Source organism: Gaetbulibacter sp. NE, from assembly GCF_025548475.1.
Lineage (GTDB): Bacteria > Bacteroidota > Bacteroidia > Flavobacteriales > Flavobacteriaceae > Gaetbulibacter_B > Gaetbulibacter_B jejuensis.
In genome coordinates this window covers 115,392-139,911 of sequence record NZ_JAOQHY010000007.1, presented here as the reverse complement: position 1 = coordinate 139,911, position 24,520 = coordinate 115,392, and the positions used below count along the sequence as shown (strand labels likewise).

Below are 24,520 nucleotides of genomic sequence, written 5' to 3'. Positions count from 1 at the left end.
CTCTTTTTATTTTCCGTTAAAAGTATTCATAGTATTGTTTACACCTGCTGTAGCAAATGATTTTATAATCTCAACCGATTTTTCTAAGCGTTCTTTTAGTTGAGTCGATTCTTCTTCTGTCCATTCTCCTAAAACATAATCTACTTGCTTGCCTTTGCTAAAACTATCGCTTATTCCAAATCTAAACCTGTTGTATTTGGTGGTTTGTAATTTGTTTTGAGTGTCCTTTAATCCGTTATGGCCACCATCACTACCTTTTGTTTTAAGACGTAGTGTTCCAAAAGGAAGGTTTAAATCATCAGTAATAACTAACAAATTTTCAAGAGGAATTTTCTCCTTGGTCATCCAGTATAGTATGGCTTTTCCGCTTAAATTCATGTAGGTGTTAGGTTTTAATAATAGTAACTGTCTGCCCTTAATTTTATAAGTGCATAAATCACCTAATTTTTGAGTTTCAAAAGTAAGCGACTCGTTTTCTGCTAAAAAATCTAAAATCTTAAACCCAATGTTATGGCGTGTGTTTTCATACTCGCTACCAATATTTCCTAATCCAACTATTAAAAATTTCTTCATTACTTGTTCTTCTTCGTTAAAGGAAGTTTGTTTTTTCTTAAATATGTTAAACAGAAATTTACACATTTTTATCAATTTCTGTAAAAGTAAAAAAGCATCCTGAGTTATCAGAATGCTTTTTATAATTTAAACTATTAAGTTTTTTAAGCTTCAGCAGGAGCTTCTCCTTCTGCTGCTGGTGCTTCAGCTCCTTCTTCTAGTTCTTCTTCATCTTCATCATCAGTCATAACTGATGCTCTTGCACGTTTAACTTGACAAACAACAGTGTTGTCTGGGTGCATGATTGTAAAGTCATCACTAGCTAATGCAGTTACATATAATTTACCACCAATCTTTAAAGGTGTAATATCAGCCTCTAAAAAGTCTGGTAAGTTTGCTGGTAAAGCTTTTACTTTTAACTTACGATTATTCTTTCTAAGAACACCACCATTTAATACACCTCTAGAAGTTCCTATAATGTGAACAGGAATTTCCATAGTAATTGGTTTGTCTGGGAATAACTGGTAAAAATCTATGTGTAAGATTTTATCTGTTACTGGGTGAAACTGGATGTCTTGTAATACAGCATCGAAAGTGTCACCATTGTCTAAAGCAATCACAACTGTATGCGCGTTAGGCGTATAAACCAGTTTTGAGAATGCTAATTCATCTGCAGAGAAATGCACTGGTTTATCTCCTCCGTATAATACGCAAGGAACCTGACCAGCATTACGTAAGGCTTTTGTTGCTTTTTTGCCCACGCTTTCTCTTTGAGATCCGTTGATTGTAATTGATTTCATAATTGTTTATTTATTATTACTTATTTGTGTTATGGAAACTTCGTTGATTAAAAATCAACTTGTTTTCATTATTTATATAATTATTAAAAATTACATTACAAATTTGGAACTAATTGATTTGTTGTAATGTACATTTTGCATTACATCAGCAAAAAGTTCAGCACAGCTTAAAATTCTAACTTTTTCACAAGCTTGTTTAGAAGGGATTGAATCGGTAACAATTAATTCTTCTAACTTAGAATTTTCTATTTTTTCATAAGCACTTCCAGATAGAATTGGGTGTGTACAAATAGCTCTTACACTTTTTGCGCCTCTTTCCATCATCAAGTCAGCTGCTTTTGTTAGCGTTCCTGCTGTATCTACCATATCGTCTACAAGAACAACATTTTTACCAGTAACGTCTCCAATTAATTCCATATGTGAAATAACATTGGCCTTAGCACGTTGCTTGTAACAGATAACCACATCACTTTCTAAAGCTTTAGAATAAGCATAAGCTCTTTTTGAACCTCCCATATCAGGAGATGCAATGGTTAGGTTATCTAGGTTTAAGCTTTTTAGATATGGTAAAAATATTGTAGATGCAAATAAATGATCTACAGGTTTTTCAAAGAATCCTTGAATTTGATCAGCATGCAAGTCCATAGTAATAATACGTGTTGCACCAGCAGCTTCTAACATTTTTGCTACTAATTTTGCAGCAATAGGAACTCTAGGTTTGTCTTTTCTGTCTTGTCTTGCCCAACCAAAGTAAGGTAAAACAGCAGTAATGTGTCTTGCAGATGCACGTTTTGCTGCATCTATCATTAACAACATTTCCATTAAATTTTCTGGACCAGGATGTGTAGACCCAATAATAAAAATTCGGGTTCCTCTTATTGATTCTTCGTATGATGGTTGAAACTCACCATCGCTGTAAGTTGATGTAATAACATTACCTAATTTCACTCCAAAATTAGCTGCAATTTTCTCAGCAAGTTCTTTACTTTGAGTACATCCAAAAATCTTTGCTTCTGTGCTTACATTTGGCATTTGTAAAATATTGTTTTGTAACGTATTAAATCGCCTTTGTTAAATGAGGTGCAAATTTAGGAATTTATTTGAACTGAAAAAGCATAAAACCCACTATTTTTGATTGTTGGTATAGAATTATTTTATAATTTTGCAATCCAAATTTGCTCAAGTGGCGGAATTGGTAGACGCGCTGGATTCAAAATCCAGTTTCTTCGGAAGTGTGGGTTCGATTCCCACCTTGAGTACTAAAAAGCTTCAAGTTTATACTAACTTGGAGCTTTTTTATAGCTTCTTGATCACATGAGTTACAATTCCCCAAATTTGAAAATCATTATCGTTTGTTACTAATAATGGCTCATAAGCAGGGTTTTCTGGTTGAAGGTAAACCCCTTCTTTAGTCACTCTCAAACGTTTTACGGTAAATTCACCATCAATAAAACATACTGCAATTTTATTGTGTTGCGGTTCTAAACTTTTGTCTACAACCAGTAAATCGCCATCATCCAATCCTGCACCAATCATGGATTGACCACTTACTCTAGCATAAAATGTAGCTTCTTTGTTTTTAACTAAAGTCTTGTCTAAACTTATTTTAAATTCTTTAAAATCATCAGCAGGGGATGGAAATCCAGCAGAAATACCTGTTTGCGCAAGCACAACTTCTAAATCGTGAGAATCATCAGGAGAGTAGAACTCCAATGCGTTTTTTGGTGTTAAGAATTTTAATGACATTTTACAGTAAGTATTTCGTTAATATTTGTGGTGTATCTTGGAGATAATCGTTCTTGACGCATTTTCCAGGTGCGTTTTAAATCTTGATTACCTATTTTTATTTTGTAGGTTTCATATTTTTGGTTTAATACATCAATAGAGTGCATTAATGAAGAATGTTTTGGATTTTCATGAATAAATAAATCTAGTTGATGATTGTCAGTTGGTACCAAGCCAGTAACAATAACGCCAGCACGCTTGTACTTAATTCCAGATTTATAAATTTCAGAAACTGCTTTTACAGCACATTGGCTAATAGTTAACGAGGAATCAGTTGGGTAGGGTAATGCAACCATTCTGCTCGCTTTATGTTGTGGTAGTTCTTTTTTATGTCTGTCGCTACTCAGTAATACTATTATTGCATGACAACGCGATTTTTGTTTTCGGAGTTTTTCAGCACAACTAGTAGCAAATGTAGAAATACGCTCTTTTATGTTTTCTAGGTCTGAATAGGTGTATTCAAAACTTCGGGTTGTAGCAATAGAGCGTTTAGGTTCTCTGTATTCTAAAGGTATTTTAGAGATGCCTTCTAAATCTTTTTTTAATCGCCATTCAGTAATTGAAAAATTAGATTTAACCCATTCATCTGAAAGTTGAGTGAAATCAAAAGCGGTATGACATTGCTTTGCTTTTAATCGTTTTTGCAACCTGTAACCTATTCCCCAAACATCTTCAATCTTTAGCCATTTTAAGGCTTTAATGCGTTTTTCTTCAGAGTCAATAACATAAACGCCTTTGGTTTGCTTAGGAAATTTTCGTGCTATTTTATTGGCTACTTTAGAAAGTGCTTTTGTAGGTGCAATACCAACACAGGTAGGAATTCCTGTCCATTTTAATATGCGTTGCCTAATGTCATTTCCGTAGGAATTAAAGTCATAGTTTTTAAACCCTTTAAATTGTAAAAAGGCTTCGTCTATACTATATACTTCTACATCTGGAGTAAATTGTTCTAATATCTTCATAACACGACTACTCATGTCGCCATACAATGGATAGTTTGAAGAAAACACATGAATATTGTTTGCTTTAAAAAATGCATCATATTTAAACGCAGGAGCTCCCATGGGTAAACCCAACGCTTTGGCTTCATCACTACGCGATATTACACAGCCATCATTGTTTGATAATATTGCAACAGGCTTATGGTTTAATTGAGGTTGGAATACGCGTTCGCAAGAGGCATAAAAATTATTACAATCTACAAGTGCAAACATGTGTATAAAATTAATGCAAATGGCTTTATAATTATAATTTTTTGTGGGTCAGTTATGTTAAAATTTGTTTTGCAGATACGTTATTAATTGTAACTTTGAATTAACCCAAATACAATAAACGATGCTTGACGATTTTTTGTCCAACTTACAACATGGAATTTACCATATCCTAAACGTAAATGCCTACGAACACATTGTTTTTTTAATTGTGTTAGCAGTGCCTTATTTGTTTAAGGACTGGAAACGTATACTACTTTTAATAACAGTTTTTACTTTAGGTCATACTGTTTCTTTGCTGTTGGCTACTTACAATGTAATTAGCGTTAACAGTAGTTTGGTTGGTTTTTTAACACCACTTATAATACTTGTTGTAGCGCTTTATAATGTATTTACAGCAGGTAAAAAAGCGCATAACGAAAAGGTTGGGATACTATTTTTGTCAACGTTATTTTTTGGTTTAATACATGGCTTAGGTTATGTAGGCACTTTTGAGTCTCTTATAAAAGCATCAGATAATAAATTACTTTCAGCATTAGAGATTTCGTTAGGTATAGAAGTAGGACAAATTATAGTTGCTTTTATTGTTGTGTTTTTAGGATTCTTATGTCAAACCATTTTTAGGTTTTCTAAACGCGACTGGGTTATGGTTGTTTCTGCTATAGTTGTTGGATTACTTATACCAATGCTTATTCGAAGCAATATATTTTCGTAGAAATTATATTTTTTTTGATAAAATTTTAACGCATAATTATTATAAATTAAACTGCGAAGCACTTATATTCGTTAAATGTTTGATTTTAAACGCACAATTCAAATTAATTAATGCCAAAAGAAAAACAATTAAGATACGATAAAGCTTATCTTAGAATAGCAAAAGAATGGGGAAAACTGTCACATTGCAAGCGTAAACAAGTAGGCGCTTTAATAGTAAAGGACAGAATGATAATTTCTGATGGTTATAATGGTACACCAACTGGTTTTGAAAATTACTGTGAGGATGATGAAGGCTACACAAAATGGTATGTATTACATGCCGAAGCCAATGCTATTTTAAAAGTAGCAGCATCAACACAATCTTGTAAAGGAGCAACACTTTACATTACGTTGTCACCATGCAAAGAGTGTAGTAAACTTATTCATCAAGCAGGTATTGTTAGAGTAGTGTATAGTGCTGCATATAAAGATGATTCAGGTTTAAAGTTTTTAGAAAAAGCAGGAATTGAATTGAAATTAATAGAAGATGTAAAGGCATAATGTCATTTCAGAAAAAATACATACCACTTATTATAGGTGTTGCTGTTGCAGCAGGTGTTTTTATTGGAGGCAAATTAAACTTTACAGATACTTCAGATAGATTATTTACATCAAACAGTAAAAAAGACAAACTCAACAGGTTAATAGACTATATTGATTATGAGTATGTTGACGAGGTAAATACTGATAGTATTGTTGATGTAACTGTAAATGGGATTTTAGACAATCTCGATCCACATTCTACTTATATTCCAAAAAGCGAATTACAACGTGTTACCGAAAACATGAAAGGTGATTTTATTGGTATAGGTGTGAGTTTTTATACTTATAAAGACACTGTTACAGTAATAAGACCAACCGAAGGAGGTCCGAGTGAAAAAGCAGGAATAAAAGGTGGTGACCGAATTATTATGGCTGATGGCGATTCTATTTTTGGAAGAGAATGGAGTAATGAAGCTATTATTGAAAAACTTAAAGGCGAGAAAAACACCAAAGTCCATTTAAAAGTTTTAAGAAAAGGAGAGGATGAACTTCTAGATTTTACTGTAAAACGAACCGATATTCCTATTAAAAGTGTTGATGCAGCCTATATGCTTACTAACAAATTGGGTTATATAAAAATCAATCGTTTTGCAGAGTCTACCTACAAAGAATTTAAAAAAGCATTAGATAAACTACAAAATCAAGGAGCAACCCAACTGGCATTAGATTTAAGAGATAATCCAGGAGGTTTTCTTGGAGTTGCTGAACAAATTATAGATGAGTTTTTAGAAGATGATAAACTGATTTTGTTTACTAAAAACAAATCAGGAAAAATTGAGAAAAGTTACGCTACGCGAAGAGGCGATTTTGAAGAAGGCGAAGTCTATATTCTTATTAATGAAAACTCAGCCTCAGCAAGCGAGATAGTTGCAGGAGCCTTACAAGATAATGACAAAGGAACCATTGTTGGTCGTCGTTCTTATGGAAAAGGACTGGTACAACGTGAAATGGCTTTAGGAGATGGTAGTGCTGTGCGCTTAACGGTTTCAAGATATTACACACCTACAGGTCGTTCTATACAACGACCATATCATAATGGCAATAGTGACGATTACTATAACGATTATTACAAGCGTTTAAGTAGTGGAGAGTTGAGTGAACAAGAAAATATAAAGGTTGCCGATTCTTTAAAATTTACAACACCTAACGGAAAAGTGGTATATGGTGGAGGAGGTATTATTCCTGATATTTTTGTGCCACTAGATACTAGTATTCAAAACGAAACTTTAAACTACATAAGACGTAGAGGTTACATAAGTAATTTTGTGTTTGAAGAATTAGATAGAGATCGAAGCGTTTATGAAAGCGTAACTAAAGACGATTTTATAGCCAATTTTGAAGTAAGCGATGACATTGTTATAAAGTTTCAGGATTATCTAAACCTAAAAGAGCGTACTAAAATCACATTTGTAGCGTATCATGATGCAATGAAGCAACTTATAAAAGCAGACTTAGCAGACCAATTATATGGTGGAAATGCCAGTGAGCAAATTATAAATGAAAAGGATGAAATGATTTTAGAAGTGATTAAACTTAGTGAAGATGAAAACCAAATGTAGTGTTTTTTACTTCTAAGGCTGTTCAGTAATAGTTTGTGTAGTAAGTAAAGTCACTTTTCCTTTTAAAATATCTGAGTAGATTTTCACTTCCAAGGGGAAGTATTCATTTAAAACATTTTTGTTAATAGTTAAGGGGTAATATATACTGTTGAATTCATCAGTAACGTACATCTCTTTGTAAATAAATGAATTAGGTAAAACCTCTTGAAAATCGATATCATTAAAACTTCTTTTGTCTAACTCTTTTATAATTACTTTAAAACAATTAAAACCATGAATGGTTTTAATACTATCCCTATATTCTATAATATTATAATCTTTAGAATTATTAAATCTATATTTTAGATTCTTGCCAATTAAGGTTGAGTCTTTTGATGAATATAAATCATATGTTTCTTTAAGAGAATTGATGATTTTAAAATTTTCTAGCTCTTTACTTTTTTTGTAAAGCATTACCTCAACTTTTTTGTGAGAGTAATTATATCTTAGTTTTACAGGTGAAGTGTTATTTCCTGCTCTAGGGTCAAAGTATAGTTTTAAAGTTGGCACATTAGTGTTCGACCATTCATTTATACCATCTCTTATAACTAATAATGAGTCTATTTTTTCAGCTAATTTATTTATTGAAGTATCAAATCTGTTTTTATCAGTAATTTCATTTACGATTACAAACTCTATATCTTTTTTAAGAATAGTTCTAGTATTTTGAGCAAATAAAATAGAAGGGAAAAAAATACCGTATAAAAAAAGTTTCATTTATATTATTTTACTAATGAGATTTCCTTCTAAACCTTATCATGCACATGGCTTTGTTTGCCATTATTCCATAACGTAAGAATATCAGTTGCTACTTGTGCACCACTACCTGATGCTATGGCGAATTGACTTCTCCAACCAGCTAATGTGCCAGCAACATACAAACCTTCTTCTATTAAATGATCATCGTTTTTAAGCCAAATACGGTCTTTTTCTATAGCAGCTCTTGGGTGAGGTTCTACATAGTTTTCTAATCCTTTAATAGATAAAAGATTAGTGTAGCCAACAGCTACAACCACAGTTTTAGATTGATAACTACTTTTATTGGTAGTAACAGTAAAATAGTTGTCAGTTTTAGAAATCTCTAAAACTTTTTCGTTGTCTATCTGTTCAACATGAGGATAACGAGATGCTAAATGCATTTTACCATTTTCTAGAATAGCTTCTCCTGTAGTGCCTTCGGCTAAACCAAGTACATTATAAAATAAAGCGTTTTGTAAATGAGACGCTTTTTGATGCACAATAATACCTATTTTTTTGTCTTCAGCGTAGGGCTTTAATTTAGCAGAACCTAACACTAATGCACAAGACATACCTGCTGCTCCACCTCCAATAATTAAAGTGTCAAACATTATTTATTCTCTTTAGTTTTTTTCTCAATTAATTTTGAGGTTCTCAATATTTGTAACAAAACAATTGCGCAAAGTGAGGTTAAAATAGTGATAAGAGCAATAACACTTTGTCCTTCAAAAGGAGCATTAACATCTACTTGAGTGATATTAAAAATTATTAATGCAATAGCAATAACAGTTACTATTATGGTGAAAATTTTCATTTAATATAAGTTTTAAACAACTTCAAACAGCGCTTTAATGTTGTGAGCAAAGAGTTTTACAGCGATTGCTAATAATACAACACCAAACACCTTACGGATAATATTAATTCCGTTTTGGCCAATTAAACGCTCAATTTTAGAAGAGGTTTTTAATACTATAAATATAATAATTACATTTAGTACTACAGCAATTATAATATTTTCAATTCTATATTCAGCACGCAAAGAAAGCAGTGTGGTTAAACTACCTGGTCCTGCAATTAGCGGAAACGCCAAAGGGAACACCGAAGCTGTCATAGCAGTGTTTTCATCTTCTTTGTATAAAGTGATACCCAAAATCATTTCTAAGGCAATAAAGAATAAAATAAAGGCACCAGCTACTGCAAATGAGTTAACACCAACACCAATTAATGACAGAATTGTTTTTCCTAAAAACAAAAACATAATCATTATAATACCAGCAATTATTGAAGCCTTTTCACTTTGAATATGACCTACTTTTTTACGTAAGTCGATAATGATAGGAATATTACCAATAATATCTATTACAGCAAATAATACCATAAAAGCCGTAAATATTTCTTTAACATCGAATTGCATCAGAATAGGGTTTTAAATTTTTTGCAAATTTCGGTAATTATAAATGAAATATGCTATTAAATAACAGTAAAGTTTATTTGCTTTTTTTATGCTGAATATAACCTATATTTGCTGCATGTTTCAGTTAGGAAAAACCATAGTTTCAGAAGATATTATAGAAAACGACTTTGTTTGTAACCTTTCGGCATGCAAAGGTGCGTGTTGTATTGATGGTGATGCAGGAGCTCCATTGGAGGAAGATGAGACAAAAATTCTAGAAGATATTTATCCTAAAGTAAAGCCTTTTTTAAGAAAAGAAGGGATTGCGTCAATAGAAGAACAAGGTACTTTTATTACCACAGAAGATGGTGAGTTTGAAACGCCTTTAATTGATGGCGCTGATTGTGCTTATGTTATTTTTGATAAAAAAGGAACTGCACTTTGTGCTATTGAAGAAGCTTACAACCAAGGAGAAGTCAACTGGAAAAAACCAGTGTCTTGTCATTTATATCCTATTAGAGTTAAAGACTACAGCGAGTTTTCAGCAGTTAATTATAATAGATGGCACATTTGTGATGATGCGTGTACGTTGGGAAAAGAACTTCAGGTTCCTATATATAAATTCGTAAAAGAAGCACTAATACGAAAGTTTGGAGAAGATTGGTATATGGAGCTCGAAAAAGTAGCTCAAAAACAAAACAGATAGTTTTAAGCAGTTCTTAAAGCTTGAGTTTGTATAGGGATATCAATAATTACTTTTGTACCAACAGGTTTTTGTTGGTTGTCATAAAGATCATCAATCTTTAATTTGTACTGACTGGTATATCCTTTTGAAAAGTTTGATAATCGTGCTTTTGTTATAGCAATACCTACCGATTTTCGTTTTAATAGTTTACTCTTATTAATTTTTTCAGATTCTTTTCTACCTATTCCATTATCAGAAATAGTAACAGTTACATAATCATTTGAGGATTTTGTAACATAAAGGTCAATTTTTTTATTATCCTTTTTTGTAGATAACCCATGCCAAAGTGCATTTTCTAAAAAAGGTTGAAAAATCATTGAAGGTACTTTTACACTTGCAGTATTTATAGTGTCGTCAATATGAATTTTAAAATTGATTTCGTTAGAAAAACGAATGTTTTCAATATTCATGTAAAGCCTCATAGTGTCCAACTCGTCTTCTAAAGAAATTTCCTTTTCGGTTGAAGCAATGAGTATTTTTCTAATAAGCTTTGAGAATTTGTTTAGGTAGTAAACAGCGTTTTCTTTTTCGTTGTTTATAATATAGAGCTTTATTGAGTTTAGAGAATTAAAGATAAAATGAGGGTTCATTTGACTCCTTAACATATCTTGCTCTAAGGTTAAAATTTGTTTTTCTTGCTCTAGTTGTCGTTGTCTGTTAAGTGTAATTATAACTCCAGCAACAAGTATTAGGCCTACTAGTGTGTACCAAAATATTTTTTTGTTTTTCTCAAGCTTGGATTTTACCATTTCATTTTCGCTAGCAAGCGCACGAATTTGATTGTTTTTTATTTCGTTTTCATACTGAACAATAATATCATTAACATACTGTAGGTTTCTTTCGTTTGAGATGGTTTCTTCAAGCTCTATAGAGGTTTTGTAATGCTGCATAGCAGTTTTATAGTCTCCTTTTTTGGTGTATAAATCAGACAAATGTTCATTGGCTTCAACTACTGCAGATTTTAATCCGTAAGTTTCTCCAACTTTTAATGCTTTTTTTAAGTTGTCTTCAGCTTCAGTATCTAAATTTAACTCTATTTGAGCCCAACCTAAGTTGGTGTAAGACGAAGCAATATAAAATTGGTCTCCAACCTGAAGTGCTTTTTCCAGAGCATCTTCAAGTATGGTTTTAGCATCGTTATATTTACCTTGTTTGATGTAGATTTTCCCTATACTATTAAAGCAAATTACGCGTCCTATTTCGGAGTCTATTTCGTTGTTATACTGTAATGAAGTTTGGTAATCTTTTAAAGCGTCTTCTAAGTTGCCCTTGGCTTCTTTAGCATATCCAATATTTTGATAGTTTATGGCTAGTCCTAACTTATTATTAGCTTCGGTTTCAAAAACTAGAGATTTACTAAACTGAGCAATTGCCAAATCGTATTGTTTTAACGCTAAATAAATATTACCCATACTATTTTGTGATACAGCAATACTGTGTTTCATTTCTTGTGTTGGGTTTTTGAACGAGTTTGCAATATCCAACGCTTTTTTATGATAATCTAAAGCAGGTTTTACTAAGTCCATCCTACGATACACAACACCTAGCATGTTTAGATTGATAACTTCTAGCTCTTGATTTTTTGCTTCTACAGCAATTTCTTTTGATTTTAAATGAGTTTCTATTGCTTTATCATATAGCGAGACATTTCGGTATATAGTTCCTAGTGCATTTAGTCCATAGCTTTCACCTTCAAGATATTCAAGTTTTTTAGACTTAGAGACTAGCTCTTTCATATTAATGCTGTCGTACTTGGTTCTATAAAATATAGAGTCTAAAACAGTGTAAGAGTTAGGTTTTGTGTCTAAAACATTTTCAAGTAAGACTTTAAAGTCTGTGCTTTTATTGTTTTGAGCGCTTATACTTAAAATACCTATGCAATTAACGCATAGTAACAAGAAAATGACTAGAGCTTTTTTACTGTAAGTTGTATTTGCCAATAAATTGTGCATGCTATAATTTTTCTAAAAAATCAGATTTACGTTGTCTGGCTACAGGTATTTTGTGGTTAGATTGCATAACAACATAGCCTTCATTTTTTATAAACTCTTTTATCTTATTAAGGTTAATAATAAAAGAGTTGTGTATTCTAAAAAAGTAATGTTCTGGTAAAATTTCGTTGACTTCTTTTAATTTTTTTGTAGCTACAATTTTTTGTCCATCGGCTAAAAATATAGTGCTATAATTTCCATCAGATTCAACAAATAAAATATCATCAAGAGTAACGAATATGAGTTTGCCATCGGTATTAATGGTAATCTTTTTTTGGTCAAATTTAGCATTAAAGTTTATGAGAGCCTTTTCGATTTTTGATGAATTTAAAAGTCTGGAATTAAACTTTTTGATTTTTTTTATTGTGTCTTGAAGATCATCAGAGTCTATTGGTTTTAAAAGATAATCTATAGCTTCGTGTTTTAAAGCTTTAATGGCATATTCATTATATGCTGTAGTGATTACAACAGCAAAATCCTTGTGTTGTAACTTGTCTAAAAATTGAAATCCATCCATTGCTGGCATTTGAATGTCTAAAAACAAACAATCAGGAGTATTGTATTCTAAGTATTCTAGGGCAACTTCAGGGTCAGAGAACGTTTTTGTAATTTCTATCTCATTACTAAAATTAGTTAATTCCCAAGATAAACTTTGAATAGCTTTTGGCTCATCATCAACTATTACAGCTTTTATCATAATATCAAATATAACAATATATTATCTGCAACTTTAAATATATGTGTGGTTTGACAGTGTTTTTGTGTAATATGTTAAATATTAACGTTAAATAATGCGTTTTTGACAAAATAAATCAAATTCCTACTTACCAACTATACAATTTTCATAACCATTTATACAAACCTAATTTACAAACCAATTTTATTTATAGATATTTGATGTAACAAATTTTATAGAAACCTAACCAAAATATAAAGTGATCGTGGGGATTCACTTATCTGATTAAATGCTATTAATCAACAAATAAAAGTCAGGTTTATTCCTGACTTTTATATTTTCCACAGGGTTTAAGGTGACTATCCTTTTAATTTAAATAAAAAGTTTTAGTTAGTTTAGTTAATTATTGGGGAAAAAGAGAGCTTGTCTAGGCTCTCTTTTTTGTTTTGTAAGTTTTCTCGTATTATTTTTGGTTAAATCGCAATATGTACATAGCTCAACAAAAACAAATCATACCTATGGAAATTACTGAAGACTTACTAGCAAGCAAAGGCAAGCGTTTTGTTAACCATCTTATAGATTTAGTGCCACAATACGCAGTTATATATGGACTGTCTTATGGGTTTTACTATTTAGGGGAGTTCACAGGAAATTATGCATTGAGTGATTGGTTTAATGGAATGTCTACAGTAATGGACTACGTTTTTACTTATTTACTATTACTTATCTATTACACCTTAATGGAAGGGTATACCGAAAGAACATTAGGTAAATATGTAACAAGAACAAAAGTCATTAAAATTGACGCTGAGCCTATAACGTTGAAAGATGCTTTTATAAGAAGCCTGTGCAGATTAATTCCTTTTGATATGTTATCCTTTTTGGGAACAAATGGTAAAGGATGGCACGATTCTATCTCAAAAACTTATGTTGTTGACATTGATAAATTTGAAACTAAAAAGCAAACCGAAATTAACCTTGAAGCTATTGGTAATACTCTAATCGAGTAAACTACTCTTCTTCAGACGATTTAGATTTGTTTTTGTTTACAGCTATAGTTGCAGGTACAACGGTATCGTCATAAGCCTGATAATACTCTTCTAGTAAATTCATAGTAGCTGTAAGTAAGTCTTTAGTTTCTAATAGAATGCTGAAATAAAGTGTCGTGTTTTTAGGACTCGATTCTTCAGTTCTAGTACGCTCCACTTGCTTTTGAATTTTTTGGGTAAGCGTATCAAAAATCACTTTTTTATTGTTAAGCACTTTGCCAATTTCTTCAAAAGTTTCGGAGTCAAATGAAGTTTTTGTATCATCAAATAAACGTTGAATTAGGTCATCAACCTCTTTAAGTTCCTTTATTTGACTAAACTTAAGCTTTTTGTGATTGTTGTTAATGTGTTTGTGGCTTACCTTAGAAATGTATTCTAAAGATTGTGCCATATCTTGCAAGTAGCTTAAAATATTGATGTAAAAATTACTCGCATTAACACTTGGGTCTTCAAGATTTTTAATAAAATAGAAGATGTTATCTCTTAAATCCTCAATCTCAGAAGATAGTTTTTCAATATTCTTTTTATTCTTTTTAAGTGCGTTTAAGTTTTGAGTAGCTAAACCATTAATTGCACCAGTATATATTTTATTTCCTCTTTTAATAACGTTTGAAATGTTACCAGCGCTTTCAACGATAACGCCTTGTAGCGAGCTGCTTTCAGCTTTATTTAAACTATCAGTTTCTTTAATTGATAAAGATTTTTTTCTGTGGTTTAAATAGTTTTTTACAAGAAGAATTATGGCAATAGTTAATAATGCAGATAGCGCATAACCTTTTCCGTAAAATAATATTACAGCCATAATAGCAGCAGCAGTAAATGCGCACAAAGCAGTTAAGAACCAACCACCAATAACATTTAAAACTCCAGCAACTCTGTAAACAGCACTTTCACTTCCCCAAGCTCTATCAGCTAATGATGTACCCATTGCAACCATAAATGTTACATAAGTAGTTGATAAAGGTAATTTCATAGATGTTGCTATAGAAATAAGTACACTAGCAACCATAAGGTTTACTGATGCTCTTACAAGGTCAAAAGCTGGTGCATCTTCTTTAGATGAGGTATAAGAAAGTACAGGTTTAACAAACTGTTTTTCAATTTTTTCTTTAGCAGAAGCAGAAAGAAGACTATTGAAGCTACTTGATATAGCAATACTTCCTCTAACGATACTACGCGATAAAAAGTTTGGTTCAAAACGCTCTTTTACATCATCTTGACGAGATAAATCTACTGATGTTTTTACAACAGCCTTTGCCTTACTAGAAAACCATAAGGTAAGCACCATTACTAATCCAGCAATAAGTAAAAGGTAAGGTTCAGTTTTAACCTTTTCAGCTAAAGAGCCCATACTGAATTCAGTAGGCAAAATACCACTAGCAGACCATTTATTGAAAGAGTCAAAAGCAGCAATAGGAACACCAATAAAGTTTACAAGGTCGTTACCAGCAAAAGCCATAGCTAACGCAAAAGTTCCTATGATGATAATCATTTTGTAAATATTGGTTTTAAATGCAGAGATAACAACCATTGATATTAAAGACCAAGCAATAAGGTTGATGCCTAAAAAAGCAAGAGTGTTTTCTTGTACTAAGTCTAAAAAGTTACCACTCATAAATGTTGCACTTTTTAAACCTTTTATTATTATGAAATAAAGTATTGAAGTTACTGCAAACCCACTAAATACAGCTCCGTACCAACTTGGTTTAGATTCGAATTTAAACGATAATAAAATTCTTGATATGAACTGAATTAGTGCACCTACACTAAATGCTATAACTACTGAGAGCAAAATACCCAATATGATTTCAATAGCTTTCTCGTTATTGATATATGTCCCAAGATCTAGAATGCTTTGAGTGTCATCAGCATTTATTTTAAGTAAAGCTACACAAACCGAAGCTCCTAATAATTCAAATACAATAGATACAGTAGTTGAAGTAGGTAACCCAAGTGTATTAAAGAAATCTAGCAAAAGAATATCTGTAATCATTACAGCCATAAAAATGACCATGATTTCATCAAACATAAATTGCCCAGGATTAAAGATACCCTTTCTTGCAACTTCCATCATTCCGCTAGATGATAACGCTCCAAGAGCAACACCAAGACTAGCGACTATCATTATAGTTTTAAACGTAATTGCTTTAGAACCTATAGCAGAGTTTAAAAAGTTAACAGCATCATTACTAACACCAACTACAAGGTCAGCTATTGCTAAAAAAGCTAAAGCGACCAACATGTAGATATAAATATTTTCCATTAAGAAAGAGTCAAAATTTAATTAGCAAATTTCTTGTTTTAAATTGAACGAAATGTTACCAAAATGTTATGTTCTTTTTAACTAACATATATTATAGAAGTAGGTTAGCTATTGTTTTTATTATGAAATGTGAACTTCCAATGTTAAATTTTTAATTTTTTAAAAAAATAAACAATTGTAAATCAGGGCTTTATAATTTCAATATTAATTTAATGTTACGTAAGTGTTACCAAAATGTTTTAAAATTGTAAATATATCTTTATATTTGTTACATAATCATTAATTGAAACCCAAAGTAACATGAAAAATATAGTATTAGTTGTATTGATGTTGGTGTCTAGTTTAAGTTTTGCTCAGGTAGATGCTAAGGTAGAAAAAAAAGGAGATTTAACTATGGTTACTTATTATCATGATAATGGTAATGTTGAACAAGAAGGAACTTTTAATGCTAAGGGTGAATTGCATGGTGTTTGGACAAGTTACGATTTAAAAGGTAATAAAGTTGCTGTTGGTAATTATAACAATGGTCAAAAATCTGGTAAATGGTTTTTTTGGGTAGATGATACACTAAAAGAAGTAGACTACAAAGATTCTAAAATTGCTAGTGTACAAGAGTGGAAACAATCTACTGATGTAGCTATAAGAAATTAAGTTGATCCTTATTAAATTAAATCAAAAAGGCACTCTGAAAAGAGTGCCTTTTTGATTTATAGTTGATATGTTTTTATTGGTGAGTCCAACCTGCTCCCCAAGTAGCATAATCAGTACCAGTACCATTACCATCACCAGAAATGAAATCTGCTTCACCAAAAGTTTCACCAGTGTCATTTTTTAGTTTAGTTACTACATCAGTGAAAGTAACATTAGTAACTGAAAGATCTCCACTTAATACTCCAGCACCAGTTGGGTTGTCTCCTTGGTCTCCATCAAGATCAAAACCTTCTTCAAAACCTTGAATTAAAACATTGTTGAAGATACCTTGTGTGCCTGCTCTTAAACGGATAGCTTCGTTACCAGTTGTAGAACCAAGACCAATAATTGTTAAGTTGTTTACTGTTGGTTTAGAGAAATAACCACCTTCGTTACTAAAATCTGTGTTGTAACCATCAGCTTCAATACCTTTATCGTGGCTAGCAAGATGCTCAACATAAGCATTAGTGATTGTTCCTGTATAACCTTCAGTCCAGTCTATAGAATCGTCTTCACATCCAATCATAGAGATATAGCTAACATTTACAGTACCACCAAAGAACTCGATACCATCATCTTTACCAATATAAGTTTGGATGTACTCAACTGTTGTACCGTTTCCTACACCATAAAAAGAGAATCCGTTGTTTTCTGATTGACCATCAGCAGCACCACCACCATATTCAACACGAACATAACGAATAACACCAGAGTTGTCAGCATCTTCAGTACCACCAAATGGTAAACTTGCGATTTCAGAAGTTGAAGTTGCATTACCAGTTACAGAGTTAATTGGAGCTTTACCTAAAACAATTAATCCTCCCCAATCACCTGCAGCAGGAGCAGCAGCGTTAGATGTAAATACAATTGGGTTTGTAGCTGTACCGTTTGCAAAAATTTTAGCACCTTGAGAGATAGCAACATAAACATCAGCTCCTTCAGCTTCAGCATAAATAGTTACACCTTCATTAATGATAAGGCTACTACCTTCAGCCATAATTACTGGACCGTTAATGATGTAGCATTGGTTTGCTTCTAATACAACATCTGAAGAGTACTGAGCTGCAGCGATAACTTGACATTCATCGTCACCATTTCCGCCACCATTTCCGCCATTATTGATAACGCTATTGTCGTTTATTATGATATCTGAAGTATCATCGGTAGTACAAGAGAATAGCATCGTAATAATTGCTAATCCTAAAATTAAGTTATTTTTCATTGTTCCTGAGTTTAATTTAATTTTTAAAATGTTTAAAAAGATTTATTTGTGTTTAAAATTTATATTTAAGTTGTAAGCTTAGATTCATACCTCTTTTGTAATCTGAAACTCCTTTTCCATTAGCAGAGTTTACTACAATATCACCTAAAGATGTTTCTCTAACATATTTGATACTTGGGTTTAAAAGGTTTTTTGCGCTTAGGTTAACTTCAAAGTTTTTCTTGATAGTGTTTTTCCAAACAAAATCTAAAGTTGGAACACCTTTCTCAATTACGTTTCCTAATTGTCCTGATCCTAAAGCGTCAATTCTATCAGCAAAATAATTGAATACTAAGTTGGCAACTGGTTTGTAGTTTTCACTAATTGTAGGTGCGTAGTTAATATCTGCATTTACAATAAATGGTGATGCTCCTTGTAGCTCTTCTTCAGAAGATTGGAAACTTACATCATAAAAGTCTCCATCTATTTGAGAGTAAAGGTCTTGTTTGGTATGCATGTAAGTTGCGTTAACACCAAAAGATAATTCAGAATCTTCATCTTCGTTAACAATTAAGTTCTTTCTTAATTCCACTTCAACACCATATACCTCTGCTTTTTCACCGGTTCTAAAGTAACGTTGAGTTCCAGTAGCATCAGCACCTACTACTAAGTTCACAGGGTCATTTATTTGTTTAGCAAATGCAGCTACAGAGAATAATTCACTTTTACTAAAGAACCACTCATATTTTAAGTCTATGTTGAATATTTTTGAATAGCCTTCGTCTAATAAGTCTGGGTTACCTCCAATACGAGTTGAAATATCTTCGTATACAAATGGAGCAACCTCTTTAAACTCCGGAATTGAAGCTGTTTGACTTGCAGAAAAACGTAAGTTAGAGTCTTCGTTTAATGCGTATTTAATGTTTAAACTTGGTAAAAAGAAGTTTTGGTAAGATGTTATTTCAGCATTTCCTTGGGTACCTAAGTTAATAACATCAAATGCAATTTTTTGCTCAAAAGATTCTAGTCTAACACCTGGAATGAACAACCATTTTTCGCCAGCTTTAATTTCAGCATCAACATAACCAGCATAAATACTTAGATCTCCTCTGTAGGTGTTTTCAGGTAATCCAGGTCTGTTAGTGTTTGATAGAGTAGGTATTGTATTAATAACTTTTATCTCATAAACACCATTAGAACCTTCGTTTATGTGCATGTTCTCTAAAGAGAAAATATCATTAAAATTATTAACGTCAGTTACAGCGTAGTCTGAATCAATGATATCATAACCGTAACGAATGTTGTTGAAAGTTCTTGTTTTGTTTCTTCCGTTGTAACCAAAGTTGAATTTTAGGTTGTCATTAGCGTTGTAAGCTAAGTTAATACGACCATTATACTCTTCATCTTCTATATTTTGAAAATAACGTTGGTTGTCAAAATCTACGTTACTGTAAAAAGTAGGGTTAGTTGCAGGGTCGTTATCTAAAGCGTATTGGTAGTTTTCTAATGTTATACGCTTTCTGTCTGGTTGTTTAGAGTATACTACGTTATATCCTAATCCCCAATCCAAATCAAATTTACCTGAAGTATGTTCACCTAAAAGTTGGTTAACAAAAATTTGAGTTTGGTCAAATTGAACATTCATTTGATAAAACCCTTCATCTGTATTTAATATAGCATCTCTACTACGTCCATTACCGTCAATACCAAAATAACCTACTTCATCAGATGAGTTATTAATAAATAATGAATTGTATTTAAATGTGTTGTTGTCATCTACTCTAAAGTTAACATTAGCCATAGCTGTTGTTGTGGTAGAGTATTCAAATTCTTCTGACTCATCAAAAGCCTTCTTTTCAACAAGTGTATAGTCTACAGCTTTTCCTTTTCTGTACTCGTAACCGTTTTCAAACGACCCTGTTAAAAATACACTTAATCTAGAACCGTTGTTAAATTCAAATGATCTACCTAAAGACGCACCATAATTAACATTTAAAGGAGTGCCAGCACTTTCTGGATCAATTCCGTGAGATAATATTACAGCAAAAGGATTGTGATCATATCTTCCATAATAACCAAAGTAACCTGTACCTTCGCTACGTACAAAATCTTTATCAATAGCATTAGTGTTAAAACCAGTGCCTCCAAAAATTTCAAACATGCTTTTTCCTTTGTAGTTTTTTGAAGTGATATCTACATTACCAGCAGAAAAATCACCATAATATTTACTAGAGTAAGCTTTACTTATAGATACATTTTCAATAATATCTGAAGAGAATAAGTTTAGGTCAATATTCTTTTTATTAACATCGTTTGATGGTAACGAAAGCCCATTCATAGTTGTATTAAGGTATCTGTCACCTAAACCACGAACATAAACGTTGCTTGATCCTTCTTGTTTGGATACACCAGAAATTTGGGCTACAGCTCCTGCTGCATCGCCAACACCTTTTCTTGATAGCTCATCAGCACCAATACTTTGTTTTATTTCAGTGGCTTTTTTCTGGTCTAAAAGTAAAGCAACTTCACTTTCTCTTTTTGTAGTAGTTTTAATTACAATTTCGTCTAATGCAGCAGCATTGGCACCCATTGGAACATTGATTTCAGTTACTTTTCCAGCAACCACTTCAACTTCTATTTCTTGAGTTTCATAACCCACAAAACTAAATACTAAGGTGTATTTCCCTGGATCCATCTCATTAAAACTATACAAACCATCAAAGTCTGAAGTAGTTCCAGTAGTTGTTCCTTTAATAAGTACATTGGCAAATGCTAAAGGTTCGTTGTTGTAATCTTTATCGGTTATTTTCCCTACTATAGAGCCTGTGTTTTGGCTATAAGCGAATGAAGAAATTATAAATACTAATAGTAATGTAAATGCTCTCATTATTGTAATTAAATTGATGCTGCAAAGAAACTGTTGAACTGTAAAGACAAGGTTAATCAGAAGTTAAACATTGGTAATAAAAAAGTTATTTAAATGTTACCAAACCTTGATTTTTTGAGTTTCTCTAAACATTAAATTAACATTGAATTAGCTATCTTGCGAGCACTTAATATTTTGTTATGAATTGGGAACAGTTACTCTCTTTAAAACGATTTGGTGATACTAATAAAAGGCTAAGAAAGGAGCAGGATGAGACTAGATTAGGTTTTGAGGTTGATTATGATAGGGTTATATTTTCTTCAGAGTTTAGAAGTCTTCAAGACAAAACTCAAGTTATTCCACTTTCTAAAACCGATTTTGTTCATACTCGTTTAACGCACAGTTTAGAGGTAAGTGTCGTGGGTAGGTCTTTAGGTAGAAAGGCAGGACAAAGGTTAATAGAGAAGCATCCTTATTTACAAAATATTCATGGTTATCAAGCAAATGATTTTGGAGCTATTGTTGCAGCAGCTGCTTTAGCGCATGATATTGGTAATCCGCCTTTTGGACATTCTGGAGAAAAAAGTATAGGAGAGTTTTTTAAAACAGGTAAAGGTGTAAAGTTTAAAGATAAACTTACGCAAAAAGAGTATCAAGATTTATGTGACTTTGAAGGAAATGCCAATGGCTTTAAAATATTAACCGAGAGTAGACCAGGTAGAGAAGGAGGTTTAAGGTTGAGCTATGCAACCTTAGGTGCTTTTATAAAATACCCTAAAGAGTCACTACCTAAAAAGCCAACAACTCATATTGCTGATAAAAAATATGGCTTTTTTCAAAGTGAAAAATCAGTTTTTTTAGATGTTGTTAAAGAACTAGGTCTTGTAAAGCGAGGTAATGATAATGATATTAGTTTTAGTAGACATCCACTAACTTACTTGGTTGAAGCTGCTGATGATATTTGCTACACTATTATTGATTTTGAAGATGGTATCAATCTTGGGTTAATACAAGAAGAATATGCGCTTGAGTATCTTATTAATCTTGTTAGAGGCTCAATTAACACTTCAAAATATCACGAATTAACGACCACACAAGATAGAGTTAGTTATTTAAGAGCTTTAGCCATTAATACGCTAATTAATGAAGCTGTTGAATTGTTTATTGAAAATGAAGAAGCTATTTTGGATGGAACATTTTCCAAAGCCTTATTGGATTTGAGCAAATACAAGGCTCAAATAAAGGATATTATTCAAATAAGCATTTCAAATGTTTACCAGTCTGAAGAGGTGATTGATAAAGAAATTTCGGGTTATGAAGTCCTAAATCAGTTATTGAGTGTATATACTGATGCAGTCGACCATAAATTGAATAATTCACTTTCTAGTTTTAATAGTTTAGTTTTAAAATCATTACCAAAAACTGTTAATTTGAATGATGATAATTTTTACAGTTGCCTAATGGCTGTATGTAATTATATTTCAAAACTTTCTGACAGTAATGCAATTTTAACCTATAGAAAACTTAAAGGTAATCACCTATAAATACTCAAATTGTTAATATAAATGTTGATAATTTTCAACTGTTTTTTTTTAAAGTGGTTGAATTAAGCCTGAACTTTGAGAGTATAGATGGGAAATTAAATAATTGCATTTCGTCGATAAAATTTGTATTTTAACGATGATTTGTTATATTTGTTAACACAATCCCATAAATCTACTAAGATGAAAAAAAATCTATTAGGTGCGATAGTTATATTTTTTGTAACAGTAGCGTTTTTGCTAATGATAGACGATATCTCTAAAAGCAAAAATTCACAGCATGTACAAAACATTGATATGTACAATGTAGATCAGCAACCAGATTTAGCTACTACTGATACTGAGGAATAGCTCTTCAATAGTTTTAACCAAGCTATCTACATCCATTTTAGAAACCTTTTGTAATTGGTCAACAGTTCCATGTTGAATAAATTCATCAGGAATACCAACAACTTCTGTTTTTGCTGAGTAATCATATTTTGACTTAAACTCTAAAACTGCACTACCAAAGCCACCAACTACTGTTCCGTCTTCAACTGTTATTACAGCTTTAAATGTTTTAAAAATATGATGCAATAAACTCTCGTCAAGTGGTTTTACAAAACGCATATCAAAATGAGCAATTGTATCAGTATACTTGCAGTTTTCAATAGCATTTTCAACGTTTTTGTAAATAGAACCAATACTTAAAACAGCAACGTCTTTACCTTCTTTTAGTTGAATACCTTTACCTATTTGTAAAGCTTCAAAAGGGGTTTTCCAATCTATTACACTACCTCGTCCTCTAGGATACCTTATGGCAATTGGATGGTCTAAACCTAATTGCGCAGTGTACATAATATTGCGTAGTTCAATTTCGTTTCTAGGTGCAAAAACAATTAAATTAGGGATACATCGTAAGTAAGCCAAATCAAAAACACCATGATGTGTCGCTCCATCTTCACCAACCAATCCTGCTCTGTCCAAGCAAAAAATGACTGGAAGATTTTGAGTGGCAACATCGTGTATTACTTGGTCGTAAGCACGTTGTAAAAATGTAGAATAGATATTACAAAATACAGTAAATCCTTGGGTAACCAAACCAGCAGCAAAAGTTACTGCATGTTGTTCGGCAATACCAACGTCAAAAGCACGTTTAGGAAATTCTTTCATCATGTATTTTAAAGAACTTCCAGTAGGCATCGCAGGAGTAATCCCAATTATGTTTTTATTGTTTTTTGCAAGCTCAACAATAGTTAATCCAAATACATCCTGAAATTTAGGTGGTTGGCTAGAACCCGATTTAACAATCAGTTCTCCTGTTTTAGCATTGAACTTTCCAGGAGCATGATATTTTACTTGATCGTTTTCAGCTTGCTTTAACCCTTTTCCTTTAGTAGTTATTATATGAAGAAACTTTGGTCCTTTAACGGTTTTTAGTCTGTTGAGTTCTGAGATTAAAAGTGGTAAATCATGGCCATCAATTGGTCCTGAATAGTTAAAGTTTAGAGCTTCAAAAATATTGTCTTGCTTTTGAGTGCCTTTTTTTACATTGGTTAAATACTGTTTTAAAGCGCCAACACTTGGGTCTATTCCAATAGCATTGTCGTTTAAAATCACCAACAAATTAGCATCAGTTACGCCAGCATGATTAAGACCTTCAAAAGCCATTCCGCTTGCAATTGATGCATCACCAATAACTGCAATATGGTGTTTGTTTTCATCCTTTAATTGAGATGCAATTGCCATTCCTAAAGCTGCTGATATTGATGTAGAAGAATGCCCAACACCAAAGGTGTCAAACTCACTTTCGCTACGTTTAGGAAACCCACTAATACCACCAAATTGCCTGTTGGTGTCAAAAACGGTTTTTCTGCCAGTTAAAATTTTATGCACATACGCTTGATGACCAACATCCCAAACCAAAATATCATCAGGTGTATTAAATACGTAGTGTAACGCTATTGTAAGTTCTACCACACCAAGACTAGCACCAAGATGTCCTTCTTTAGTTGCGACAATGTTAATGATAAATTCACGCAGTTCTTTGGCAAGTTGAGGTAAATCATCAACTGATAATTGACGTAAATCCTTAGGAACGTTAATATGGTCTAAATGTCTTTTTTGCACTATACAAAAGTAC

The 24,520-nt window shown here is 32.2% G+C and carries 23 protein-coding genes and 1 tRNA gene; 9 read left to right on the top strand and 15 right to left on the bottom strand.

Features of this window, described 5'->3' with window-relative positions; all coding sequences use genetic code 11:
- Window positions 1–6: 6 nt before the first annotated feature.
- From pth to OD803_RS10000, 3 genes are all read right to left on the bottom strand, one after another.
- Entirely contained in the window at window positions 7–639 is a 633-nt protein-coding gene (pth, locus tag OD803_RS10010; RefSeq protein WP_131508746.1) for an aminoacyl-tRNA hydrolase, read from the bottom strand.
- A 77-nt stretch (window positions 640–716) separates the two neighbouring features.
- On the bottom strand, window positions 717–1,352 hold the full coding sequence (locus OD803_RS10005) for a 50S ribosomal protein L25/general stress protein Ctc (protein ID WP_262733301.1): 636 nt from the start codon (window positions 1,350–1,352) through the stop codon (window positions 717–719).
- Between the two features lie 90 nt (window positions 1,353–1,442).
- A complete protein-coding gene (locus OD803_RS10000; RefSeq protein ID WP_129760882.1) occupies window positions 1,443–2,384 on the bottom strand; it encodes a ribose-phosphate pyrophosphokinase in 942 nt (313 codons plus the stop codon).
- Between the two features lie 145 nt (window positions 2,385–2,529).
- On the opposite strand from OD803_RS10000, the gene OD803_RS09995 reads away from it, so the two are divergent.
- A tRNA-Leu gene (locus OD803_RS09995) sits at window positions 2,530–2,611 on the top strand.
- Between the two features lie 37 nt (window positions 2,612–2,648).
- On the opposite strand, the gene OD803_RS09990 is transcribed toward OD803_RS09995, so the two are convergent.
- Entirely contained in the window at window positions 2,649–3,098 is a 450-nt protein-coding gene (locus OD803_RS09990) for a LexA family protein (RefSeq protein ID WP_131508755.1), read from the bottom strand.
- Entirely contained in the window at window positions 3,089–4,351 is a 1,263-nt protein-coding gene (locus tag OD803_RS09985) for a Y-family DNA polymerase (RefSeq protein WP_262733300.1), read from the bottom strand. The genes OD803_RS09990 and OD803_RS09985 overlap by 10 nt, the downstream gene beginning before the upstream one ends.
- Window positions 4,352–4,472: 121 nt before the next feature.
- On the opposite strand from OD803_RS09985, the gene OD803_RS09980 reads away from it, so the two are divergent.
- The 3 genes from OD803_RS09980 to OD803_RS09970 all read left to right on the top strand — a co-directional run bounded on the left by OD803_RS09980 (window position 4,473) and on the right by OD803_RS09970 (window position 7,206).
- The gene (locus OD803_RS09980; RefSeq protein WP_262733299.1) at window positions 4,473–5,063 is read left to right on the top strand and encodes a HupE/UreJ family protein; all 591 of its coding nucleotides are present in this window, start codon (window positions 4,473–4,475) and stop codon (window positions 5,061–5,063) included.
- A 110-nt stretch (window positions 5,064–5,173) separates the two neighbouring features.
- Complete coding sequence (locus OD803_RS09975) at window positions 5,174–5,605, top strand: deoxycytidylate deaminase (RefSeq protein ID WP_262733298.1); 432 nt, start codon at window positions 5,174–5,176, stop codon at window positions 5,603–5,605.
- Complete coding sequence (locus tag OD803_RS09970) at window positions 5,605–7,206, top strand: S41 family peptidase (RefSeq protein WP_262733297.1); 1,602 nt, start codon at window positions 5,605–5,607, stop codon at window positions 7,204–7,206. The genes OD803_RS09975 and OD803_RS09970 overlap by 1 nt, the downstream gene beginning before the upstream one ends.
- 12 nt (window positions 7,207–7,218) lie before the next feature.
- Here OD803_RS09970 and OD803_RS09965 read toward each other — a convergent pair whose 3' ends face one another.
- Genes OD803_RS09965 through OD803_RS09950 form a run of 4 tightly spaced genes read right to left on the bottom strand, consistent with a single transcriptional unit; the run spans window position 7,219 to window position 9,397 of the window.
- On the bottom strand, window positions 7,219–7,962 hold the full coding sequence (locus tag OD803_RS09965) for a hypothetical protein (RefSeq protein WP_262733296.1): 744 nt from the start codon (window positions 7,960–7,962) through the stop codon (window positions 7,219–7,221).
- 29 nt (window positions 7,963–7,991) lie between these two features.
- A complete protein-coding gene (locus tag OD803_RS09960; RefSeq protein WP_262733295.1) occupies window positions 7,992–8,594 on the bottom strand; it encodes an NAD(P)/FAD-dependent oxidoreductase in 603 nt (200 codons plus the stop codon).
- Window positions 8,594–8,797: a hypothetical protein gene (locus tag OD803_RS09955; protein ID WP_131508760.1), complete on the bottom strand. Its 204-nt coding sequence runs from the start codon at window positions 8,795–8,797 to the stop codon at window positions 8,594–8,596. The genes OD803_RS09960 and OD803_RS09955 overlap by 1 nt, the downstream gene beginning before the upstream one ends.
- A 12-nt stretch (window positions 8,798–8,809) precedes the next feature.
- On the bottom strand, window positions 8,810–9,397 hold the full coding sequence (locus OD803_RS09950; RefSeq protein WP_129760890.1) for a MarC family protein: 588 nt from the start codon (window positions 9,395–9,397) through the stop codon (window positions 8,810–8,812).
- A gap of 115 nt (window positions 9,398–9,512) precedes the next feature.
- Between OD803_RS09950 and OD803_RS09945 the strand changes: the two genes are divergently transcribed.
- Window positions 9,513–10,082, top strand: coding sequence for a DUF3109 family protein (locus OD803_RS09945; protein WP_262733294.1), 570 nt, complete (start codon window positions 9,513–9,515; stop codon window positions 10,080–10,082).
- Between the two features lie 2 nt (window positions 10,083–10,084).
- On the opposite strand, the gene OD803_RS09940 is transcribed toward OD803_RS09945, so the two are convergent.
- Window positions 10,085–12,073, bottom strand: a complete 1,989-nt coding sequence (locus tag OD803_RS09940) for a tetratricopeptide repeat-containing sensor histidine kinase (RefSeq protein WP_262733293.1) — start codon at window positions 12,071–12,073, stop codon at window positions 10,085–10,087.
- A gap of 1 nt (window position 12,074) precedes the next feature.
- Window positions 12,075–12,809, bottom strand: a complete 735-nt coding sequence (locus OD803_RS09935; protein WP_131508762.1) for a LytR/AlgR family response regulator transcription factor — start codon at window positions 12,807–12,809, stop codon at window positions 12,075–12,077.
- A gap of 464 nt (window positions 12,810–13,273) precedes the next feature.
- Here OD803_RS09935 and OD803_RS09930 point away from each other — a divergent pair, with 464 nt between their 5' ends.
- Window positions 13,274–13,798, top strand: coding sequence for an RDD family protein (locus OD803_RS09930; protein ID WP_262733292.1), 525 nt, complete (start codon window positions 13,274–13,276; stop codon window positions 13,796–13,798).
- A gap of 1 nt (window position 13,799) precedes the next feature.
- On the opposite strand, the gene OD803_RS09925 is transcribed toward OD803_RS09930, so the two are convergent.
- Window positions 13,800–16,100, bottom strand: coding sequence for an inorganic phosphate transporter (locus OD803_RS09925; RefSeq protein ID WP_262733291.1), 2,301 nt, complete (start codon window positions 16,098–16,100; stop codon window positions 13,800–13,802).
- A 300-nt stretch (window positions 16,101–16,400) separates the two neighbouring features.
- Between OD803_RS09925 and OD803_RS09920 the strand changes: the two genes are divergently transcribed.
- Complete coding sequence (locus OD803_RS09920; protein ID WP_131508765.1) at window positions 16,401–16,751, top strand: toxin-antitoxin system YwqK family antitoxin; 351 nt, start codon at window positions 16,401–16,403, stop codon at window positions 16,749–16,751.
- A 73-nt stretch (window positions 16,752–16,824) separates the two neighbouring features.
- Here OD803_RS09920 and OD803_RS09915 read toward each other — a convergent pair whose 3' ends face one another.
- Both OD803_RS09915 and OD803_RS09910 read right to left on the bottom strand, forming a co-directional pair.
- Window positions 16,825–18,012, bottom strand: coding sequence for a multidrug transporter (locus OD803_RS09915; RefSeq protein WP_129760897.1), 1,188 nt, complete (start codon window positions 18,010–18,012; stop codon window positions 16,825–16,827).
- 52 nt (window positions 18,013–18,064) lie between these two features.
- On the bottom strand, window positions 18,065–20,878 hold the full coding sequence (locus OD803_RS09910; RefSeq protein ID WP_262733290.1) for a TonB-dependent receptor: 2,814 nt from the start codon (window positions 20,876–20,878) through the stop codon (window positions 18,065–18,067).
- A gap of 179 nt (window positions 20,879–21,057) precedes the next feature.
- Between OD803_RS09910 and OD803_RS09905 the strand changes: the two genes are divergently transcribed.
- Window positions 21,058–22,401 carry a deoxyguanosinetriphosphate triphosphohydrolase gene (locus tag OD803_RS09905; RefSeq protein WP_262733289.1) on the top strand — a complete coding sequence of 448 codons (1,344 nt, stop codon included), beginning with the start codon at window positions 21,058–21,060 and terminating at the stop codon, window positions 22,399–22,401.
- Window positions 22,402–22,581: 180 nt separating this feature from the next.
- Window positions 22,582–22,749, top strand: a complete 168-nt coding sequence (locus OD803_RS09900) for a hypothetical protein (protein WP_161566756.1) — start codon at window positions 22,582–22,584, stop codon at window positions 22,747–22,749.
- On the opposite strand, the gene OD803_RS09895 is transcribed toward OD803_RS09900, so the two are convergent.
- Complete coding sequence (locus OD803_RS09895; RefSeq protein ID WP_262733288.1) at window positions 22,723–24,507, bottom strand: 1-deoxy-D-xylulose-5-phosphate synthase; 1,785 nt, start codon at window positions 24,505–24,507, stop codon at window positions 22,723–22,725. The genes OD803_RS09900 and OD803_RS09895 overlap by 27 nt on opposite strands.
- Window positions 24,508–24,520: the final 13 nt, after the last annotated feature.

Coding starts and splice junctions, on each gene's coding strand:
- OD803_RS09970 (WP_262733297.1), top strand. CDS start 5,605: ATGTCATTTCAGAAAAAATACATACCACTTATTATAGGTGTTGCTGTT.
- OD803_RS09920 (WP_131508765.1), top strand. CDS start 16,401: ATGAAAAATATAGTATTAGTTGTATTGATGTTGGTGTCTAGTTTAAGT.
- OD803_RS09925 (WP_262733291.1), bottom strand. CDS start 16,100: ATGGAAAATATTTATATCTACATGTTGGTCGCTTTAGCTTTTTTAGCA.
- OD803_RS09910 (WP_262733290.1), bottom strand. CDS start 20,878: ATGAGAGCATTTACATTACTATTAGTATTTATAATTTCTTCATTCGCT.
- OD803_RS09960 (WP_262733295.1), bottom strand. CDS start 8,594: ATGTTTGACACTTTAATTATTGGAGGTGGAGCAGCAGGTATGTCTTGT.
- pth (WP_131508746.1), bottom strand. CDS start 639: ATGTGTAAATTTCTGTTTAACATATTTAAGAAAAAACAAACTTCCTTT.
- OD803_RS09905 (WP_262733289.1), top strand. CDS start 21,058: ATGAATTGGGAACAGTTACTCTCTTTAAAACGATTTGGTGATACTAAT.
- OD803_RS10000 (WP_129760882.1), bottom strand. CDS start 2,384: ATGCCAAATGTAAGCACAGAAGCAAAGATTTTTGGATGTACTCAAAGT.
- OD803_RS09900 (WP_161566756.1), top strand. CDS start 22,582: ATGAAAAAAAATCTATTAGGTGCGATAGTTATATTTTTTGTAACAGTA.
- OD803_RS09935 (WP_131508762.1), bottom strand. CDS start 12,809: ATGATAAAAGCTGTAATAGTTGATGATGAGCCAAAAGCTATTCAAAGT.
- OD803_RS09955 (WP_131508760.1), bottom strand. CDS start 8,797: ATGAAAATTTTCACCATAATAGTAACTGTTATTGCTATTGCATTAATA.
- OD803_RS09950 (WP_129760890.1), bottom strand. CDS start 9,397: ATGCAATTCGATGTTAAAGAAATATTTACGGCTTTTATGGTATTATTT.
- OD803_RS09965 (WP_262733296.1), bottom strand. CDS start 7,962: ATGAAACTTTTTTTATACGGTATTTTTTTCCCTTCTATTTTATTTGCT.
- OD803_RS09990 (WP_131508755.1), bottom strand. CDS start 3,098: ATGTCATTAAAATTCTTAACACCAAAAAACGCATTGGAGTTCTACTCT.
- OD803_RS10005 (WP_262733301.1), bottom strand. CDS start 1,352: ATGAAATCAATTACAATCAACGGATCTCAAAGAGAAAGCGTGGGCAAA.
- OD803_RS09945 (WP_262733294.1), top strand. CDS start 9,513: ATGTTTCAGTTAGGAAAAACCATAGTTTCAGAAGATATTATAGAAAAC.
- OD803_RS09985 (WP_262733300.1), bottom strand. CDS start 4,351: ATGTTTGCACTTGTAGATTGTAATAATTTTTATGCCTCTTGCGAACGC.
- OD803_RS09940 (WP_262733293.1), bottom strand. CDS start 12,073: ATGCACAATTTATTGGCAAATACAACTTACAGTAAAAAAGCTCTAGTC.
- OD803_RS09980 (WP_262733299.1), top strand. CDS start 4,473: ATGCTTGACGATTTTTTGTCCAACTTACAACATGGAATTTACCATATC.
- OD803_RS09915 (WP_129760897.1), bottom strand. CDS start 18,012: ATGAAAAATAACTTAATTTTAGGATTAGCAATTATTACGATGCTATTC.
- OD803_RS09930 (WP_262733292.1), top strand. CDS start 13,274: ATGTACATAGCTCAACAAAAACAAATCATACCTATGGAAATTACTGAA.
- OD803_RS09975 (WP_262733298.1), top strand. CDS start 5,174: ATGCCAAAAGAAAAACAATTAAGATACGATAAAGCTTATCTTAGAATA.